Origin of the sequence: Klebsiella sp. D-Nf1 (genome assembly GCF_002810515.1) — a bacterium.
Taxonomy (GTDB): domain Bacteria; phylum Pseudomonadota; class Gammaproteobacteria; order Enterobacterales; family Enterobacteriaceae; genus Klebsiella; species Klebsiella variicola.
In genome coordinates this window covers 379,954-397,863 of record NZ_PIOK01000005.1, presented here as the reverse complement: position 1 = coordinate 397,863, position 17,910 = coordinate 379,954, and the positions used below count along the sequence as shown (strand labels likewise).

The following is a 17,910-nucleotide window of genomic DNA, read 5'->3' as shown; positions in this document are numbered from 1 at the left end:
AGGAGCCGTCGACGCCGACATATTTCTGGTCGCCGGTCTGGAAGTGGGCGCCATAGCGGGCATAGCCGCTGAACTTGAGGCCGAACGGAATGGCCATATCCGGCGAGGCGGCGGTGGTCTGCGGGTTGGTGATCACGTCGACCTTTTTGTTGGCCGCGGCGTCGATTTTCGCCTGGCGGTCGGCCAGCGCTTTATCAACGGCTTTGGCGACGATGGCGTCGATCTGTTCCTGCGTAAATTCTTGCGCCATGACAGAAATTGGGCACAGCGCGGCGACAACCGCCATGGCTAAAGGCAGTTTTTTCACAGTATTCATGGTTATCTCGCTTTAATAATTAATATCTTTCAGATAATAACCATCCCATTCTGGCTAAAATAAATAACCAAAATAAGCTGATTTGTTTTTTAGGGTACAGCGACGCCGGAGAATAATATTCTCGCTGACGTTATTCCATATTAATTAACGCTGGTACAGATGGATTAATTCTTCTGAGAACTCGCGGGCCAGCAGCGAGTTCATCAGATGATCCTGGGCATGTACCATAATCAGCGTCATGGGTTGACGCGCTTCACCGGCGTCCTGCTCGATGAGCTGGGTCTGCATCTGATGCGCCCGACGGGCGTAGCCGTCGGCCTCATTTAAGAGTAAGCGCGCTTCGTCGATATTTCCGGTTCGGGCCGCATGCAACGCTTCAAAACATAATGAGCGTGACTGTCCCGCATTAACGATAATTTCCATTACCGCATCTTCTAATTCAATCATGTGTATTCCTGAGGTATTTATTATTTAATAATGCAGTGAAAGTCCTTTTTCTGCATTATTACGCTGTCATCTTATTATCGCTCCAGGCGGAGAGGTATTAGCTAACGGTTTCTGCCACCGGAACGCTATTTTTGGCTTTCTCAACTTCGGTTTTCATTAAGGAACGTTCATAGGCGCGCAGGAATGGCAGGTAAATGACCGCCGACATCACCATGCAGATGAGGCACATCACCACCGGGCTCAGGGTCCAGTTAGCCGCCCACGACGCGCCAATCGGTGCCGGCGTGGTCCACGGAGTGAGGGACACCACCTGGCTCAGCCAGCCAAGACGCGTCGCGCCGTAAGCCAGCACCGCGTTGACCATCGGCACGCAGACGAAGGGGATAAACATCATCGGGTTCATGATGATCGGCGCCCCGAACAGAATCGGCTCGTTGATATTAAAGAAGCTCGGCACAATGCCCATCTTGCCGATGGTGCGCAGATGAGTGGCCCGGCTACGCAGCAGCAGGAAAGCCAGCGGCAGGGTCGAACCGACGCCGCCAATCAGCAGATAGTGATCCCAGAAGCCCTGCAGATAGACGTGCGGCAGCACCGTACCCGCCGCCAGCGCCGCCTGGTTTGCCGACAGGTTGGCCATCCAGAACGGGTTCATAATGCCGGTAACAATCAGTGAGCCGTGGATCCCTGCGAACCAGAAAATCTGGCACATCAGAACAGAGAGCAAAATCGCCGGCAGCGAGTCGGAGGCGGAAACCAGCGGCTCCAGCAGATGCATGATCGCCTGCGGCAGGATCATCCCGGTCTGCGCTTCGATAAACAGGTTCAGCGGATGCAGAGTCGCAATGACCACCAGCACCGGGATCAGGATTTCAAACGAACGGGCGACGCCGGTGGGTACTTCTTTCGGCAGACGAATAGTAATGTTGTTTTGCTTCAGCCACGCATAAACGCGGGTGGAGTAGATGGCGGTGATCAGCGCGGTGAAAATGCCCTGACCGGACAGATACTGAGTGGAAATTTTGCCATCGGCATAGGGCGCGGCGACCAGCAGGAAGGCCATAAACGCCAGCAGACCGGACATCACCGGATCGAGCTGAAACTGCCGACCGAGGCTGGCGCCAATGCCGACCGAGATAAAGAAGGTCATCACGCCCATGCTGAGGTTAAACGGCAGCATCAGCTGTTCGCGGTAGTGCTGGGAGAAATCAAGCCAGCCGCGGGCAAAGCCGTTGGTGGTATCGGGTGAAAACGGCGGAAAGATAAATACCAGCATGAAAGAGCCGATGATCATAAACGGCAAGGCGGCAGTGAAGCCATCGCGGATAGCGATAACATATTTCTGCTGCCCAAGGCGTCCTGCCAGCGGAGTAATAGATTGCTCGATCACGGCAATCATGGACTGATACAGAGAACTCATTTCAACACCTCTCAGTGCGCCGCTGGGATCAGCGACAGAGCATAATTCAGGACGTTGTCTCCCCGCTGCATGCCGTAGTCCATCGTATCGATGGGCTGAACGGGAATGTTCAGGGAAGCCGCTTTGTCAGACAGGGTTTTCAACATGTATTTCACCTGGGGGCCAAGCAACACCACCTGATACTGCGGAAACTGCATGTCAAATTCGGAAACACTATAGGCATCAATCTGCACCGGCAGATCACGTTCATTCGCTGCCTCCACCATCTTTCTGACCAGCAGACTGGTGGACATCCCGGCAGAGCAGCACAGCATAATCTTGTACATCGACGACCATCCTCAAAATGTAAAAAGTTATTGCGTGGATGATTTGATATCAGACGGAAACCGGTTTCCATTCATAAAAAGCAGAACTGTGATAGTGGTCAAGATCTCCTGCTTATGGGGCGGATTTATTGGATTTCGCTCACATTATTCTGTCGATTTGGCGATGTTTTGCGCTGAAATGGAAAATCGGTTTCCAAACAAATGACGAAATGGATATACTGCGCTGGTCACAATTGAAGCGATTCAGGTTTACAGGATTTTGGCGGGACGCGGCGCCCGCGCAGGGGAAAATGATGTCGACAATCAATGATGTTTCACGACTTGCCGGGGTTTCCAAAGCCACGGTGTCGCGAGTGTTGAGCGGCTCACGTGGCGTGAAGGAAGCCAGTCGTCAGGCGGTGCTGCAGGCGGCGGAAGCGCTCAATTACCGGCCAAACATGATAGCCCAGTCGTTGCTCAGCCAGTCCACCGGCTGCATCGGCGTCATCTGCGCCCAGGACAACATCAATCAAACCACCAGCTATCTCTACGCCCTGGAAAAACAGCTCAGCCAGCACCAGAAGCACCTGCTGCTGCGCTTCGCCAACACCAGCAACGGCGTGATGAACTCGCTGGAGGAGTTGACCTGCGGGCTGTGCGATAACGTGCTGATCATCGGCGCGCGTTTTCCCCTGAATATTAACCGCCCGGACGTGGTGCTGGTGGACTGCCTCGACAGCGAGGGCGACAACAGCATTCAGTTCGATCATGCTTTCGCTGCCGAAACCGCCTGTCACTATCTGATTAGCCAGGGCAGACGGCAGATTGCGCTGATTCATCCGCAGAGCAGCGGCTTTGCCGATCAGGTGCTGCTGGGCTACAAGCACGCGCTGGAAAAAAACTTTTTGCCGTTTAATCGCAACCTGGTGTTTCTGGATAACACCTCGCCGTCGGTGGCGGTGCAGGAGCTGGTCAATAACGCCACGACGCTGAACTTTAACGCGCTGCTGGTGAGCGATGAACAGCAGGCGCAGCGCGTGGTGCCGCAGCTGCAGGCGTTTAACCGCGCCGTTCCGCAAAATGTGATGGTGTTTAGCCTCGCCGGATCGTTACAGCTGCCCGGTATCCCCACCATTCCGGCCATTGAATATTCCATGGACGCGATGGCGTCGCGGATCGTCAACTGGCTGACCGAGAAAACGGACAACCCGGGCGGCAGCCCGCTGCGCGGCGATTTAATTATTCCGAAGCACTGAACTCCGCTCTTGCCCTGACCCGCCGCCGTTGGCTGCGGGTTTTTTGCTGGCTGGTTTTTGTCGTATCCCTCACATTATAAATAAAACTCATATCTGACGCCGGGTTTTCGAACCGGACAGCCTGCGTGACCTGCCTTAAGTTGAGTACGAAAGTTCCACTCAAAAAACACTAACCAGAACATTCGTACCGCCTGCTTAAGGAAGTGACCCTATGAATCACATGAACGTTGTCGATGTGAAAGCGTGGATAGATGCCCGTCCGGTCTCGCGCTTTCAATGGAACGTGCTGCTGCTCTGTTTCATCATCATTATGCTGGATGGGTATGACGCCGCGGTGATGGGCTTTGTCGCCCCGGCGCTCATTGAGGACTGGGGCATCAGCCGGGTTGAAATGGGGCCGATTCTTGGAGCGGCCATGTTCGGCGTCGCCATTGGCGCCCTGGTGGCGGGCCCGCTTTCTGACCGCTACGGCCGAAAACGCATTTTACTCTGGTCGGTGGCGCTGTTTGCGCTGTTCAGCCTGGCCGGCGCCGTGGCGCAAAGCCCATCGCAACTGGCGCTGATGCGTTTTCTTACTGGCCTTGGCCTTGGCGCGGTGATGCCCAACTGCGTCACGCTGGTGGCAGAATATATGCCGGAGCGGCGTAAAGGGGTGATGATCACCCTGATGTACAGCGGTTTTAACGTGGGTTCCGGCCTCGGCGGCTTTATCGCCGCCGGTTTGTTATCGCATTACAGCTGGCACTCGGCGCTGATTTTTGGCGGCGTGCTGCCGCTCGTGGTGCTCCCCTTTATGATCGTGATGTTGCCGGAGTCGGCGATGAACATGGTGGCGCGCCGGCTACCGGGCGAGCAGATCGCCAGGGCGCTTAACCGGCTTGGGGGCCAGTTTACGGCGGAAACCGTTTTTCAGTTGAATGCGCCGCCCATCACGCGGAGCAGCAAAGTGGCGCAGCTGTTTCGGCATGGCTATGCCCGCGGCACGATAGCGCTGTGGCTGACCTATTTTATGGGGCTGTTCGTGATATATCTGCTGAACGGCTGGCTGCCAACCATTCTCCGCTCCGGCGGGCTGTCGCTGCAGCAGGCGGCGATGATGACCGGCTTGTTCCAGCTCGGCGGCCCGCTGGGCGGGATCCTTGTCGGTATGCTGATGGATCGTGCTTCGGCGAAAGCCGTGATTGCGGCAACCTATTTCCTCGGCTGCCTGTGCCTGTTGTCCCAGGGGTTGATGGATTTCGGATCGGCGGCGCTGTCGGTGCTGATTTTTATCAGCGGGATGTGCATTAACGGCGCGCAGAACGGTCTGCAGGCCTATTCGCCAGCCTATTATCAAACCGAGATCCGTGCTACCGGCGTCAGCTGGATGCATGGTATCGGCCGTACCGGGGCTATTCTCAGCTCCACGCTGGGTGGGATGCTGATGCTGGCTGTGCCGGGACACTCGTCGATCTTTTTGGTGCTTGCGCTGCCGGCCTGCCTGGCGGGGATCTGTATTTTGTTGCACCGTATGAATCACGCTAAGCCTCGACTCACAGAGGCAGAACTGGACGCTTTGTCATCCCCCCTGGAACACCGATAAGTGGAGTTATCTGATGGCTAACATTCTCGGCGGTATCGCCGTCTCTCATACCCCGACTATCGGCTTCGCGGTCGATCATCATAAACAGCAGGACCCGGCGTGGTCGCCGATCTTCCAGAGCTTCGAACCGCTGCAGCGCTGGCTGGAGGAAAAAAAGCCGGATGCGCTGGTGTACATCTTTAATGACCATGTGACCGCCTTTTTCTTCGATCACTATTCGACTTTTACGCTGGGAATCGATAGTCAATATGACGTTGCCGATGAAGGCGGCGGACCACGCTGTCTGCCGCCGGTCCAGGGCAATGCGGCGCTCTCAAGGCACATTGGCGCCAGCCTGATGGCCGATGAGTTTGATATGTCGTTCTTTATGGATAAAAAGCTCGACCACGGCCTTTTCTCGCCGCTTTCGGCGCTGCTGCCCTGGGATGAAGCGCAGGGGTGGCCGACGGCGGTGATCCCGTTACAGATCGGCGTGCTGCAATTTCCGGTACCGAGCGCGCGCCGTTGTTACAAACTCGGCCAGGCGTTGCGCCGGGCAATTGAAAGCTTCCCGGAAGATATCAATGTGGCGATTGTCGCGACCGGCGGGCTCTCGCATCAGGTTCATGGCGAGCGCTGCGGATTTAATAATCCCGACTGGGATGCCCAGTTTGTTGACATGCTGGTTAATGACCCGGAAAAGCTCACCGAAATGACCCTTGGCGAATATGCTGAGCTGGGGGGGATGGAGGGGTCCGAAGTAATCATGTGGCTGGTGATGCGCGGCGCCTTATCATCCAATGTCACCGAAACCTGGCGCGACTATTACCTGCCGTCGATGACCGGTATCGCCACGCTGATCCTTGAGAACAATGCGCGCCTGCCCCCCGTCGATACCCTGACGCGCCATCGCCAGCATATGGCGCAGCAGCTGGCCGGGGTGGAGAAACTGCCGGGAACCTATCCTTTTACCCACGAGCGCAGCCTGAATGGCTTGCGGCTTAACCGTTTCCTGCATCGGCTGATTGAGCCTGCCTGGCGCGAACGTTTTCTGCAGTCGCCTCAGTCGCTTTATGCCGAAGCCGGACTGAGTGAGGAGGAACAGCAGTTGCTCAACGCACGCGACTGGCGGGGATTGATTCAGTATGGCGCCAGTTTCTTCCTGCTGGAGAAAATGGGCGCGGTGGTCGGTGTATCCAACCTGCATATTTACGCCGCGATGCGCGGGCAGACGCTGGAGGCGTTTCAGCAAACGCGTAATCAACAGGTAACCTATTCGGTGGCGGGTAAACGTTAAACGGTCCCGTCCTGAACCTGCTGATAAATAAAACGCAACAGCGCCTGCGTCGCCGGGGAGGGCAGGCTGCCGGCGCGAAACGTCAGCCCGATACGCCGGGTGGTATCGGGCAGGGGGACCGGCAACACGCTGAGCAGCCCATTGTCAGTTTCAAAACGCATCTGGCTGGCGGAGACCGCCGCCAGCATGTCGGAGTCCTGCAGCAATCCTCTCACCATCGCCGCATCCCCGGTCTCCACCGTCGGCTGGGGCAGCGGCAGCCCCAGGGTGATAAACGCCTTATCCAGTAAATGGCGCGCCGGCGCGTTGGCGCGCGGCAGCACCCATTGCGCGGTCGCCAGCTGGCTGCGCGGATCCGGATGGCGCAGCAGCGGGTGGTTATTACGCAGTAAAATCAACATATCCTCTTCGAATAACGCCTCGCTACAGAGGTCCGGAAGATCTTCATCCTGACGCAGGGCGCCGATAATAAAATCGATATTACCTGCCCGCATATCGGCGACCAGCGACTCATACGGGCTTTCATTGGTCATGAGGGTAATGCCCGGGTGCTGGGCCAGAAAGGCGGCGATGGCGGAGGGCAGTAGCCGGGTCCGGCTCAGCGGCAGGGCGCCAATGCGCACGGTGCCCTCCAGCACCCCACGACGGGCGGCGAGATCGCTCCAGATGTTTTCCAGCTCGTTGAGCGCTCTGCTTACCGGGGGATAGAGTAGCTCCGCGGCGGGCGTGGGGCGCACCCCTTCTGGCGTCCGGCGAAATAGCGCCGAATCCGCCCCTTTCTCCAGGACCTTCAGCGCGGCGCTGACCGCCGGCTGGGTGATCCCCAACTGTTGCGCGACGGTTTGGGTATGGTTGACGTGATAGAGCTGAATAAATATGGCTAACCGGCGGGTATTGAACAGCCAGCCGGCGTCCGCCAGCGGGCCGCTGCTGCGGGTATGGTGTTTCTGCAACAGCGCCGGGATGGCCTGCAGGTCGTCAATCGCCCGCCGGGCGCGCGGCAGGATGCACTTGCCATACTCGGTGGGCACCATGCCGCTGTAATGGCGTTCGAACAGCGTGACGTTCAACGCGGCTTCAAGGTCGCGGATCGCCCGGGTTATCGCTGACTGCGTGCGGAATAAGTCATCGGCCGCACGCGAGACGCTGCCGCGCAGCGCGACCTGACAGAAAAAACGCAGCTGCATGATATTTATGATTTTATCGTGCTTTTTCTTCAGCATGGTTCGTCAGGCCTGGAACAGTGAGTGAGTTGACAACATAAATAAAAATCATAGCCTTCGCAAGTTAACGAATTACCTCCCTGCGACGGGACATGACAAGCTGAAAAAAACAACAGAGGAAGCCATCATGTCTCATCCGGTTAGCGAAAAAAGTGCCCTTGTCGTCAGCGCCCACTCGGCCGATTTCGTCTGGCGTGCGGGCGGTGCGATAGCGCTGCATGCCCTGCAGGGCTATCAGGTCCATGTGGTCTGTTTATCCTTTGGCGAGCGCGGCGAGTCCGCCAAACTGTGGCGCAAAGGCAACATGACCGAGGAGGCGGTGAAGCAGGTGCGTCGCGAAGAGGCGCAGGCCGCCGCTGAGATCCTGGGCGCCAGCGTCGAATTCTTTGATATCGGCGACTATCCGCTGCGCGCCGATAAAGAGACGCTATTTCGTCTGGCGGATGTGTATCGCCGTATCCAGCCCCACTTTGTCCTGACGCACTCCCTGCACGATCCCTATAACTACGATCATCCGCTGGCCTCCCATCTGGCGCAGGAAGCACGGATTATCGCCCAGGCAGAGGGCTATCGCCCCGGCGAGAAAATTGTCGCAGCTCCTCCGGTTTACTGTTTCGAACCGCACCAGCCGGAGCAGTGCAACTGGAAACCCGATGTGTTACTGGACATCACCGCCGTCTGGGAGAAGAAGTATCAGGCCATTCAGTGCATGCAGGGTCAGGAGCATCTGTGGGAATACTACACCCGCGTGGCGCTGCAGCGCGGAGTGCAGGCCAAACGCAATATCGGCATCACGGCCGCGCGCGATATCGTTCACGGCGAAGCCTTCCAGAGCATCTTCCCCCGCGTAACGGAGAACCTGGCATGAACCTGTTAAATAAAAAAGGCCTTGTGATCCGCCATCTGCCGCGCCATGACGAGGCGGTTTTGCGCCGCTGTGAGGCGGCCGGGGTGGCGACGCTCCATGAAGCCTGGGAGCGCCAGGGGCTGATGGGGCCGGTAATCCGTCCGATTCAGCAGGGCGTCAGCCGGGCGGGCAACGCGGTAACCGTGCTGGTGACGCCAGGCGACAACTGGATGTTTCATGTGGCGGTCGAGCAGTGCCGCGCCGGCGATATTCTGGTGGTGGCCCCGACGTCGCCGTGCGGCGATGGCTTCTTCGGCGATCTGCTGGCGACGTCTCTCCAATCGCGCGGCGTGGTCGGTCTGGTGGGCGATATCGGCATTCGTGATTCGCAGACTTTGCGGGAGATGGGATTCGCCGTCTGGTCCCGTCAGGTTTATGCCCAGGGAACGGTGAAAGAGAGCCTCGGTTCGGTTAACGTCCCGGTGATTTGCGCAGGCCAGCTTGTGCAGCCGGGCGATGTCGTGGTGGCCGACGACGATGGCGTCGTGGTGCTGCCTCACGCGCAGGTCCGTGATGTGCTCGATAAAGCGGAAGCCCGTATGAGCAATGAGCTTGCGAAGCGTGAGCGGATGCGCCATGGCGAGCTGGGGCTGGATATTTACGCGATGCGCCCGCGTCTGGCGGAAAAGGGGCTGCGGTATTACGACCGCGCAGACGAGGTGGAGGAATAAATGGCGCAACGCGGAATCCCCTGTCTATGGATGCGCGGCGGCACCTCGAAGGCAGCCTGTTTTCTGGCCGACGATCTGCCTGCCGATCCGGTGCAACGTGATGCGGTGCTGCTGGCGGTGATGGGCTCGCCTGATCCCCGGCAAATTGACGGGATCGGCGGCGCCGATCCGCTGACCAGTAAAGTGGCGATTATCCGCCGCTCCACACGGCCTGACGCCGATGTGGACTATCTGTTTGCCCAGGTGAACGTGGCGGCGGCCACCGTGGATTACGGCCAAAACTGCGGCAATATTCTTGCCGCCGTTGGCCCTTTCGCCATCGAGCGTGGTCTGGTTCGCCACGATGCGCCGCTCACTCGGGTGCGTATTTATATGGAGAACACGGGGCAACTGGCGGTGGCAGAGATCCCCTGCGATGCCGACGGGGTCGACTACGTCGGCGAGAGTCGTATCGATGGCGTGCCGGGCAGCGCCAGCCCGATCCTGCTCCATTTTCTTGATGTGGCGGGCTCCAGCTGCGGGGCGCTGCTGCCGACCGGCCGGGTTCGTGACCGTTTTGACGGCGTTGAGGTGACCTGCATCGATAACGGTATGCCGGTGATCCTGCTGCGCGCTTGCGACCTCGGTTGCACTGGCTATGAGACGCGCGAACAACTGGATAATGACGACGCGCTTAAACGTCGCCTGGAGTCGATTCGCCTGCAGGCCGGGCCGCTGATGCAGCTTGGCGACGTCAGCCAGCGCACGGTGCCCAAGATGACCCTGATCGCCGAACCGCGACACGGCGGCGCCATCAGCAGTCGCACCTTTATCCCGCACCGCTGCCACGCGTCAATCGGCGTGTTTGGCGCGGTGAGCGTGGCCAGCGCCTGTCTGCTTCCTGGTTCCGTCGCGCAGGGCATGGCGCAAGTGACGTCAGGCCCTACGCCGCTGCTCAGCGTTGAGCATCCGACAGGCGAATTTAGCGTAACGCTTCAGCTTGACGCTGACGGTGCGTTAGCAGGCTGCGGTCTGTTACGCACGGCGCGACTGCTGTTTGCTGGCGAGGTTTTTATTCCGGCCCGCGTCTGGCCGCGTGAGGAGTGATGATGACAATCGCGTTTATTGGTTTTGGCGAGGCGGGTGGCATTCTGGCGGCGGATCTGGCTCGTGAGCATACGGTGACCATGTGGGATTGCAAGCTCAATGGCCCGGCACGAGAGGCGATGGGCAAAAAAGCCCGTGACTCGCGCGTTCAGGTGGGGAATTCGCTGGCGCAGGCGCTGGAGAGCGCCACGCTGGTTTTTTCTACTGTGACCGCGGGTGAGGCGCTAAAGGTGGCGCAGCAGGCCGCCGCGCTGCTGCAGCCGGGGCAATACTTCCTCGATCTCAACTCCGTGGCGCCGGAGACAAAACGGCAGGCCGCCGCTCATTTTCTGCCCGGCGCCTACATTGATGTCGCGGTGATGGCGCCGGTACCGCCCGCCCGATTGCAGACACCGTTATTGATCGGCGGGCCGCAGGCGGAGGCGATCGCGCCGCGTCTGCAGGGGCTGGGGCTGAATGCCCGCTATGGCGCCAGTACGGTGGGCCAGGTGTCGGCGATAAAAATGTGCCGCAGCGTGATGATCAAGGGGCTTGAAGCGCTCACCACAGAATGCCTGTTCGCGGCCCGTGAATACGGTGTCGAGGAGGAGGTGCTTAGCTCCTTGCATCATAGTTTCCCCTCTCTGGGCTGGACGGGAGCGTTTCCCGACTATCTGATCAGCCGGGTGGCGGAACATGGCATTCGGCGCAGCGAAGAGATGGAAGAGGTGGTGAAAACCCTGCGTGATGTGGGGAGCGCAGGGATAATGAGCGAGGCGATCGCGACAAGCCAGCGCCAGTTGCCTGAGCAGATGGCTGCCCGTAGCCTGAACTACAGGCAGCTAACGCCGTTTGACTGGAAAACGCTGGTCGCCAGCCTGAAATAACCGCTATTTGGCCGGACAGACGATTTTGTCGATCGCGGCCTGGTAGCTTTTCTGGTTATTGCGCTCTTTCGCCAGCGTTGCTTCGCGGACCGCGTTCTTGTTACCGTCGGTCGCCAGCACTTTATTGGCAAAATCGTTATCGCTGAGGTGGCTTGCTGGCGCGCATTTTTCCTTCACCGCTTTGAGCACCAGCTGTTTTTGCTGTTCGAACTGCAGGCTTTGCAGCGGTGATTCGGCCCACGCCGACGTGGCGCTCAGGGCGGTGACCAGGCATACCATCCAACATGCTTTCATCAGGTTTCTCCTTCCGTAATCGCTTCCGTCAACTATATGCGCAGGCGTGAAAACACGCAAATAGTGGTCAGTTTAACTTGTTGAAAATGCGCTTTTTATCGCCTTCTCAGGCGGCTCTCACCCGCCGCCGCGAGTCGATGGCGATCAGCACCACCGACGCGAGGATCAGCAGAGTGCCCAGCCAGTCCGGCAGCGTGAAGGTGATCCCCAGCAGCAGGAGCGACAGCAGGGCGCTGCTCAGCGGTTCGGCGCAGCTGAGGATCCCGGCCTTCGCGCCGCCAATTTTCTGCGCGCCGTTGAGATAAAGGCTGAAGGTCAGCGAGGTACCGACCACCACCAGATAGAAAAAAGCTAACAGCAGGCTGCCGTTAACCACAAAATCGGTGCCCTGGCCGCCGTAAAACGGCAACAGCATCGCGCCGCCAAACAGCATACTCCAGCCGACGATCGGCAGCGTCCCGTAGCGGGCAATCAGCGTCGAGGGGTAGGTGGTATAAAACGCGGCGGCAAACGCCGAGGCGATCCCCCAGAACAGCGCCGCCGGCGAAATCGACAGCGTCGTTGGGTTGCCGTGGGTCACCAGCAGAAAGGTGCCCGCCAGCGAGGTGCAGATAGCCCCCAGCACCAGCGGAGTGGGACGCGCTTTGCGGGCGAGGGCGAACCAGGCGACGATGATCGTCGGGGACAGGAACTGCAGCACCGTGGCCGTGGCGGCATTGGATTTTTCAATGGTCATCAGAAAGGTGAACTGCACGGTTAACGCGCCAAACAGCGAGAAAAACAGCAGGCTGAGGGCGTCGCGGCGGTTTTGCAGCACGCGGAAAATGCGGTCGCCGTGAACAAAGCCGAGCATCAACAGGATCAGCCCGGCGAACAGCAGACGCGTCATGGTCAGAAACGGCGACGACATCTGGCTTTCCTGCATAATAAACTGCGCGCACACCCCGGAACTGCCCCACAGCACGGCGGCAATCAGTACGTTCAGCATCCCTTTTTTGCTGGAGCCCATCTTTTCCTCAAGCGAAATATGACAAAGGGGAATCATAGCATGCGCGCGCCCGGGCGGCGGGGCAGGAAATGGTAGTCGGGCGCGGCGGCGGGTCCGGCAGACGTGTAGGCCCGATAAGGCGAAGCCGCCACCGGGCACTACCCGACAGTCGCGTTCTAGCTTAAATCGACATTTTTACTGCCGAACAGCCAGGTGAGAACAAAGCCGCACAGGTAGGAGACCACCAGTCCGCCGGCATAGACCGCCATCCCGGCGTAAATTCCGCTGCCGGAGGTCATCAGCGGCAGCGCCACCAGCCCCGACGGTCCGAACACCGTGTTCAGGCCGACCGGCAGTCCCAGCCAGGCGATCAGTCCGACGAAGAACCCGCCGCAGGCGCCGCCGAGGCAGGCGGTGACAAACGGTTTCATCCGCGGCAGGGTGACGCCGTAGATCAGCGGCTCGCCAATCCCGAGGAAGCCCGGAATAATCGCCCCTTTAATCTGGGTTCGCAGCAGCGAATCGCGCTTCGCCCGCCAGAACAGCGCCAGCGCCGCCCCCACCTGCCCGGCCCCGGCCATCGCCAGGATCGGGAACAGCGAGTTGAAGCCCTGGGCGTCCACCAGCGCAAAATAGACCGGCACAAACCCCTGATGGACGCCAAACATCACTGCCAGCAGGAACAGGCCGGCCAGCACCGCCGAGCCAAACGGGTTGCCGTTAAGATGCAGGAACAGCCACGACATGCCGGTAAACAACCAGCCGCCAATCGGCATGATCACCGTAAAGGTCACCGCGCCCATGATCAGCAGCGTCACCGCCGAAGTGAGGATCATATCGAGGTTGGCCGGCATTACCCGCCGCACCTGGCGTTCAACCCACGCCCCAAGGATAGCGGCGATCAATACGCCGATGATATTGCCGCGCGGATCGATGCCGTGGCCGAAGAAGGTGGAAATGCCGGCGTAGACGCCGCTGGTCGCCTCCGGGTTGTAGCCCAGCACGAACAGCGAGGCGATAATCGCGCCGTTCACGCCGGAGCCGCCGAACGCCTTCTGCGCGTTATAGCCAATCAGGATACTCAGGAAGGTGAACATCCCTTTGCTGAAGACCTTCATGTAGCCAATCAGCGCCACCAGGCTGGCGTTCGGATGGGCGTTCTCCAGCACGAAGACCTGTTCCGCCAGGGTGGCGAAGCCCAGCAGCAGCCCGACGGCGATAAAGCCGGGGATCAGCGGCGTAAAGATGGTGGCGAATTTGGCGAGAAACTTCTGCACCGCGCTGGTCTGCTTGCCCTTCAGCGCCTGCTTTTTCTCTGCCGCGACGTCGGCCAGCGACGGCACGGCGGGCGCCTCCTCCAGCAGGCCGTTCATCATCTCGGCGGCGGTTTGCGCCTTGCCGGGGCCGAGCACCACCTGGAACTGCTCGTCGCTGACGATCACCCCCATCACGCCGTCAATCTGGCGGATGGCGGCGCTGTTGGCCAGACTTTCATCGCGCAGGGTCAAGCGCAGGCGCGTCATGCAGTTGCCCGCCTGCGCGACGTTTGCGGCGCCGCCTACGTGGGCGAGGATCCGCGCTATCATCTCTTTCGTTATTTTTGCCATTGCCCGTTACCTGTCTGTCGGCGCTCAGGTGTTGCTGAGCGCCTTGCGGATATAGCCGTTGTTTTTCGCCAGCAGCGACTGCGCCTCTGCGGCGCTTAAGTTCGCCAGCACCATCACGATCGCCGTTTTACAGTGGCGGCCGCAGGCCTCCAGCGCCTTCCGGGCAGTGGGACGATCGCAGTCGGTCGCCTCCATCACGATGGAAACCTGGCGCTCAATCAGCTTGGCGTTGGTCGCTTCGACGTCGACCATCAGGTTGCTGTACACCTTGCCGACGCGGATCATCGCCCCGGTGGAGATCATGTTCAGCACCAGCTTCTGCGCGGTGCCGGCTTTCAGGCGGGTAGAGCCAGTGACCACTTCCGGGCCGACCACCGGGGTGATCGCCACGTCCGCCAGCTGGGCCATTTCGCCATGCGGGTTACAGCTGACGATGGCGACAAAGGCATTCTGACTATGGGCGTATTCCATGGCGCCAATGACGTACGGCGTGCGTCCGCTGGCCGCCAGTCCCACCAGCACATCGCGGTGGCTGAAGTTCAGGTTCTGCAGATCCATCGCCCCCTGCGCTTTATTGTCTTCCACGTTTTCCACGGCGCTGAGAATCGCTTTATGTCCGCCGGCGATGATCCCCACCACCTGCTCCGGGCGGGTGCCGAAGGTTGGCGGGCATTCGCTGGCATCGAGGATCCCCAGACGCCCTGAGGTGCCAGCGCCGATATAAATCAAGCGGCCACCGGCCTGCAGCGCCGTCGCGACCTTATCCACCACCTCGGCAATCTGCGGCAGATAGGGCGTAATCGCCTGGGCTACCTGCTGGTCTTCCTGGTTTATCACCGTCAGCATGTCGAGGGTGGAGAGGGTGTCAATGTTGGCGCTGTTGGCGTTGCGTCGCTCGGTCAGCAGTTTGCTCAGGTCGATACTCATAGAAACCTCGTTATTCTCAGTGGCGCGCAGTATAAGGAATTATTTATTCCTTGCCTGTGAAGAGTATCACGATTAGTACGCGGAGAATAATACGAGAATGGTAGGTATGGCGGGAAATAGTGCGGTAATAAATCTGGAATATTTTATTACCGCAGCAGGAGATTAGCGCGCGCTGCGCGGTTTGCTGAGGCCCAGCAGCAGCGCCAGCAGGTAGCAGATGGCCATCGCGAGGCTCATTTTCAGCATCGTTTCGCCGCCGAGACCCGCCAGCGGCGCGGCGATGCCGCCGAAGACAAACATCAGGGTGCCCATCAGCGCGGACGCGGTCCCGGACTGCGCGGCGTCGACGGCGCTCATCGCCTCCGCGCCGGCGACGGTGCTGATGCCGCTCATCAACGACACGGTAAAGAACAGGCCGATCAGCGCCAGCACCGGCAGCTGCAGCCAGGCAAACAGCAGCATGATCGCCGCACAGCCCACCGCCAGCGTCAGGCCGCCACGCAGCAGACTTTCGGCGCTAAAGCGGCGCGCCAGGCGGGAAAAGATCATCGCCGCGATAATCAGCCCGATACCGTTCAGACCGAACAGCAGGCTGAACTGCATGGCGCTCATGCCGTATTCGCTCTGCATCACGAAGGAAGAGGAGCCGATGTAAGAGAACAGCCCGGCCATCATAAAGGCCTGAATCAGGCAGAAGCGCAGAAAGCGGCGATTTTTCAACACCGGCTGGCCGGGCTGTTGGCGGGCGGCATGCGTTGCTGTGGCCGGGCGCGTTTCCCGCAGGATCGTCAGGCTCATCACCAGCAGCACGCCGCCGATGGCGGCCATCGTCCAGAAGAGAATTCGCCAGTCGAAGGCGGTGATAACGTAGCCGCCCAGCACCGGGGACAGCACCGGCGCAATGCCGTTCACGGTCATCAGCAGGGCGAAAAATTGGGTCAGCAGGGTGCCCTGGTATTTATCGCGGGCGATGGATCGCGACAGCACCGAGCCGCCGGCGCCGGCGAAGCCCTGTAAAAAGCGCCAGACAATCAGCATGTTGATATCCCGGGTCAGGGCGCACATCGCCGAAGCAAAGATAAACAGCAGCAGAGACAGCGCCAGCGGTTTCAGGCGGCCAATGCGATCGCTCAGCGGGCCGAAAAACAGCTGACCCAGGCCGAGGCCAATCAGCGCGGCGGTCAGCGACAGCTGGGTCTGGGTGCTGGTGGCCTGCAGCTGCTGAGTGATCTCCGGCAGCGCCGGCAGATAAAAATCCGTGCACAGCGGGCCGATACCCGACAGCAGGCCGAGGATCAGCGCCCAGGAGAGGGAAACACGTGGCATAACGATTCCTTACAGAAGCCGGGCGCGGCCGCCCGGCGGGTGAAATTAACTGGCGCCGCCGCCCAGCGACTGCCAGAGGGTGATCCGGTTATTGAGGTCGGTCTGCTGCAGCGACAGCAGCGTCGTCTTCGCCGACCACAGCGTGCGCTGAGCGGTGAGCACCGACAGATAATCGCCGACCCCGGCCTGATAGCTCTTCATGGCGATATCCAGCGATGTCTGCTCGGCGGCGACGTACTGCCGCTGGGCATCGAGCTCTTCGCTCAGCGTTTCCCGGCGCGCCAGCGCATCGGCAACGTCCTTAAAGGCGCTCTGAATCGATTTCTCGTAGGTGGCGATCAGCCCCTTTTTCTCCGCTTCCGCATAGCGCAGCTGCGCCAGGTTGCTGCCGCCGGTGAACAGCGGCAGGCTGATGGAGGGGGCGAACGACCACACCTGCATCCCGTGGCTGAACAGCGACGACAGCGAGTCGCTGCCGACCCCGGCGCTGGCGGTCAGAGAAATCGACGGGAAGAAGTTCGCCCGCGCCGCGCCGATATCGGCATTGGCGCTCTTCAGATTGTGCTCCGCTTCCTGAATGTCCGGCCGGCGCAGCAGCACCGACGACGACACGCCCGCCGGCACCAGCGCAATACTATTATCCCCGAGGCTCTCGAGGGTGCCGGGCAGCAGGCTCTCCGGCACGGTTTCCCCCGCCAGCAGGTTAATGGCGTTTTTATCCTGCGCCACCAGCGTGCGATAGCTGGCGACGCTGGCGCGGGCCTGCTGATAGACGCTTTCCGCCGAGCTTACATCGCCGGCGGAAGCGGTACCCACCGCCATCTGGCGGGCGACGATGTTGCGCGAGTTTGCTGCGCTGTCCATGGTCTGCTGCGCCAGCGCCAGATTGCTGTTATCCGTCGCCAGCGTTACCCAGGCGGTGGTCAAATCGGCAATCATCGTCAGCCGGGTATTCTGCGCGGTGAATTCGCTGGCAAGCCAGGTTTCGCGCGCCGCGCGCGACAGGCTCTGGTTCTTGCCGAACAAGTCCAGTTCGAAGCTGGAGACCGCGCCGTCGGCCTGTGAAGCGGAGCTCAGGCCGCTGGCTACCGTTTTGCTGCGGGTATGGCTCAGCTCGGCATCAACGGTGGGAAACAGCGACGCCCGCGTCTCGCCGTACTGGGCGCGCGCGGCCTCGATATCAGCCAGCGCCTTTTGCACATCGCGGTTGCTGTTCAGCGCGAGACTGACCACTTTTTTCAGCCGCGCGTCATTGACCACTTTCTGCCAGTCGCCGACCACCGCCGTCGATTCGCCGTGCGCCCCGGGCAGGGTGGCTGGCACCGGCGCGGCCGGGCGATCATAATGCGGGTCAAGCGAGACGCAGCCCGCGGTCAGGAGCGCGATAAACATAAAACTCAAACGAAACATACC

17 protein-coding genes and 1 pseudogene are annotated in these 17,910 nt (G+C 59.9%); 7 read left to right on the top strand and 11 right to left on the bottom strand.

All coding sequences use genetic code 11. The annotated features are described in order from the left end of the window. The 4 genes and pseudogenes from CWM54_RS20820 to CWM54_RS20805 form a co-directional block, all read right to left on the bottom strand. Positions 1-316: pseudogene (locus tag CWM54_RS20820) on the bottom strand (hypothetical protein); the annotation flags it as partial. A gap of 144 nt (positions 317-460) precedes the next feature. Further along, positions 461-763, bottom strand: a complete 303-nt coding sequence (locus CWM54_RS20815) for a PTS lactose/cellobiose transporter subunit IIA (protein WP_004205145.1) — start codon at positions 761-763, stop codon at positions 461-463. A gap of 97 nt (positions 764-860) precedes the next feature. Then, positions 861-2,183, bottom strand: a complete 1,323-nt coding sequence (locus tag CWM54_RS20810) for a PTS cellobiose transporter subunit IIC (RefSeq protein ID WP_002923156.1) — start codon at positions 2,181-2,183, stop codon at positions 861-863. A gap of 11 nt (positions 2,184-2,194) precedes the next feature. After that, positions 2,195-2,509 (bottom strand): PTS sugar transporter subunit IIB, encoded by a 315-nt coding sequence (locus CWM54_RS20805; RefSeq protein ID WP_100698328.1) that lies wholly within the window; start codon positions 2,507-2,509, stop codon positions 2,195-2,197. 293 nt (positions 2,510-2,802) lie between these two features. On the opposite strand from CWM54_RS20805, the gene CWM54_RS20800 reads away from it, so the two are divergent. The 3 genes from CWM54_RS20800 to CWM54_RS20790 all read left to right on the top strand — a co-directional run bounded on the left by CWM54_RS20800 (position 2,803) and on the right by CWM54_RS20790 (position 6,602). Beyond that, positions 2,803-3,744, top strand: a complete 942-nt coding sequence (locus CWM54_RS20800; protein WP_020324162.1) for a LacI family DNA-binding transcriptional regulator — start codon at positions 2,803-2,805, stop codon at positions 3,742-3,744. 211 nt (positions 3,745-3,955) lie between these two features. Beyond that, positions 3,956-5,326 carry an MFS transporter gene (locus tag CWM54_RS20795; protein ID WP_100698327.1) on the top strand — a complete coding sequence of 457 codons (1,371 nt, stop codon included), beginning with the start codon at positions 3,956-3,958 and terminating at the stop codon, positions 5,324-5,326. A gap of 13 nt (positions 5,327-5,339) precedes the next feature. Beyond that, positions 5,340-6,602 (top strand): gallate dioxygenase, encoded by a 1,263-nt coding sequence (locus CWM54_RS20790; protein WP_100698325.1) that lies wholly within the window; start codon positions 5,340-5,342, stop codon positions 6,600-6,602. Here CWM54_RS20790 and CWM54_RS20785 read toward each other — a convergent pair. Next, entirely contained in the window at positions 6,599-7,825 is a 1,227-nt protein-coding gene (locus CWM54_RS20785; protein WP_060876271.1) for a LysR family transcriptional regulator, read from the bottom strand. The two genes, CWM54_RS20790 and CWM54_RS20785, sit on opposite strands and share 4 nt — an antisense overlap. A gap of 127 nt (positions 7,826-7,952) precedes the next feature. On the opposite strand from CWM54_RS20785, the gene galB reads away from it, so the two are divergent. From galB to CWM54_RS20765, 4 genes are read left to right on the top strand one after another with little or no spacing between them, the layout of a single operon-like run. Beyond that, positions 7,953-8,693 (top strand): 4-oxalmesaconate hydratase, encoded by a 741-nt coding sequence (gene galB / locus CWM54_RS20780; RefSeq protein ID WP_008806774.1) that lies wholly within the window; start codon positions 7,953-7,955, stop codon positions 8,691-8,693. Further along, the gene (locus tag CWM54_RS20775; RefSeq protein ID WP_038421920.1) at positions 8,690-9,403 is read left to right on the top strand and encodes a 4-carboxy-4-hydroxy-2-oxoadipate aldolase/oxaloacetate decarboxylase; all 714 of its coding nucleotides are present in this window, start codon (positions 8,690-8,692) and stop codon (positions 9,401-9,403) included. The genes galB and CWM54_RS20775 overlap by 4 nt, the downstream gene beginning before the upstream one ends. Further along, positions 9,404-10,489 (top strand): 4-oxalomesaconate tautomerase, encoded by a 1,086-nt coding sequence (locus CWM54_RS20770; protein WP_100698323.1) that lies wholly within the window; start codon positions 9,404-9,406, stop codon positions 10,487-10,489. It begins immediately after the preceding gene. Between the two features lie 2 nt (positions 10,490-10,491). Further along, entirely contained in the window at positions 10,492-11,355 is an 864-nt protein-coding gene (locus tag CWM54_RS20765; RefSeq protein WP_100698321.1) for an NAD(P)-dependent oxidoreductase, read from the top strand. A 3-nt stretch (positions 11,356-11,358) separates the two neighbouring features. On the opposite strand, the gene CWM54_RS20760 is transcribed toward CWM54_RS20765, so the two are convergent. The 6 genes from CWM54_RS20760 to eefC all read right to left on the bottom strand — a co-directional run bounded on the left by CWM54_RS20760 (position 11,359) and on the right by eefC (position 17,907). Beyond that, positions 11,359-11,649 carry a YicS family protein gene (locus CWM54_RS20760; RefSeq protein WP_023298372.1) on the bottom strand — a complete coding sequence of 97 codons (291 nt, stop codon included), beginning with the start codon at positions 11,647-11,649 and terminating at the stop codon, positions 11,359-11,361. A gap of 106 nt (positions 11,650-11,755) precedes the next feature. Beyond that, positions 11,756-12,658: a DMT family transporter gene (locus tag CWM54_RS20755; RefSeq protein WP_319823394.1), complete on the bottom strand. Its 903-nt coding sequence runs from the start codon at positions 12,656-12,658 to the stop codon at positions 11,756-11,758. Between the two features lie 155 nt (positions 12,659-12,813). Next, positions 12,814-14,244 carry a PTS N-acetylmuramic acid transporter subunit IIBC gene (murP, locus tag CWM54_RS20750; RefSeq protein WP_100698319.1) on the bottom strand — a complete coding sequence of 477 codons (1,431 nt, stop codon included), beginning with the start codon at positions 14,242-14,244 and terminating at the stop codon, positions 12,814-12,816. A 24-nt stretch (positions 14,245-14,268) separates the two neighbouring features. Continuing rightward, entirely contained in the window at positions 14,269-15,171 is a 903-nt protein-coding gene (murQ, locus tag CWM54_RS20745; protein ID WP_100698317.1) for an N-acetylmuramic acid 6-phosphate etherase, read from the bottom strand. Between the two features lie 162 nt (positions 15,172-15,333). Next, positions 15,334-16,497 carry a multidrug effflux MFS transporter gene (locus CWM54_RS20740; protein ID WP_100698315.1) on the bottom strand — a complete coding sequence of 388 codons (1,164 nt, stop codon included), beginning with the start codon at positions 16,495-16,497 and terminating at the stop codon, positions 15,334-15,336. 45 nt (positions 16,498-16,542) lie between these two features. Continuing rightward, a complete protein-coding gene (eefC, locus tag CWM54_RS20735; RefSeq protein ID WP_012967026.1) occupies positions 16,543-17,907 on the bottom strand; it encodes a multidrug efflux RND transporter outer membrane subunit EefC in 1,365 nt (454 codons plus the stop codon). Positions 17,908-17,910 lie beyond the last annotated feature (3 nt).

What these genes read in the sequence shown, in the direction of transcription:
- CWM54_RS20760 (WP_023298372.1), bottom strand. Translation starts at nt 11,649, where the DNA reads ATGAAAGCATGTTGGATGGTATGCCTGGTCACCGCCCTGAGCGCCACG.
- CWM54_RS20790 (WP_100698325.1), top strand. Translation starts at nt 5,340, where the DNA reads ATGGCTAACATTCTCGGCGGTATCGCCGTCTCTCATACCCCGACTATC.
- murQ (WP_100698317.1), bottom strand. Translation starts at nt 15,171, where the DNA reads ATGAGTATCGACCTGAGCAAACTGCTGACCGAGCGACGCAACGCCAAC.
- CWM54_RS20810 (WP_002923156.1), bottom strand. Translation starts at nt 2,183, where the DNA reads ATGAGTTCTCTGTATCAGTCCATGATTGCCGTGATCGAGCAATCTATT.
- CWM54_RS20775 (WP_038421920.1), top strand. Translation starts at nt 8,690, where the DNA reads ATGAACCTGTTAAATAAAAAAGGCCTTGTGATCCGCCATCTGCCGCGC.
- CWM54_RS20755 (WP_319823394.1), bottom strand. Translation starts at nt 12,658, where the DNA reads ATGGGCTCCAGCAAAAAAGGGATGCTGAACGTACTGATTGCCGCCGTG.
- CWM54_RS20765 (WP_100698321.1), top strand. Translation starts at nt 10,492, where the DNA reads ATGACAATCGCGTTTATTGGTTTTGGCGAGGCGGGTGGCATTCTGGCG.
- murP (WP_100698319.1), bottom strand. Translation starts at nt 14,244, where the DNA reads ATGGCAAAAATAACGAAAGAGATGATAGCGCGGATCCTCGCCCACGTA.
- galB (WP_008806774.1), top strand. Translation starts at nt 7,953, where the DNA reads ATGTCTCATCCGGTTAGCGAAAAAAGTGCCCTTGTCGTCAGCGCCCAC.
- CWM54_RS20815 (WP_004205145.1), bottom strand. Translation starts at nt 763, where the DNA reads ATGATTGAATTAGAAGATGCGGTAATGGAAATTATCGTTAATGCGGGA.
- CWM54_RS20740 (WP_100698315.1), bottom strand. Translation starts at nt 16,497, where the DNA reads ATGCCACGTGTTTCCCTCTCCTGGGCGCTGATCCTCGGCCTGCTGTCG.
- CWM54_RS20805 (WP_100698328.1), bottom strand. Translation starts at nt 2,509, where the DNA reads ATGTACAAGATTATGCTGTGCTGCTCTGCCGGGATGTCCACCAGTCTG.
- CWM54_RS20800 (WP_020324162.1), top strand. Translation starts at nt 2,803, where the DNA reads ATGTCGACAATCAATGATGTTTCACGACTTGCCGGGGTTTCCAAAGCC.
- eefC (WP_012967026.1), bottom strand. Translation starts at nt 17,907, where the DNA reads ATGTTTCGTTTGAGTTTTATGTTTATCGCGCTCCTGACCGCGGGCTGC.
- CWM54_RS20770 (WP_100698323.1), top strand. Translation starts at nt 9,404, where the DNA reads ATGGCGCAACGCGGAATCCCCTGTCTATGGATGCGCGGCGGCACCTCG.
- CWM54_RS20795 (WP_100698327.1), top strand. Translation starts at nt 3,956, where the DNA reads ATGAATCACATGAACGTTGTCGATGTGAAAGCGTGGATAGATGCCCGT.
- CWM54_RS20785 (WP_060876271.1), bottom strand. Translation starts at nt 7,825, where the DNA reads ATGCTGAAGAAAAAGCACGATAAAATCATAAATATCATGCAGCTGCGT.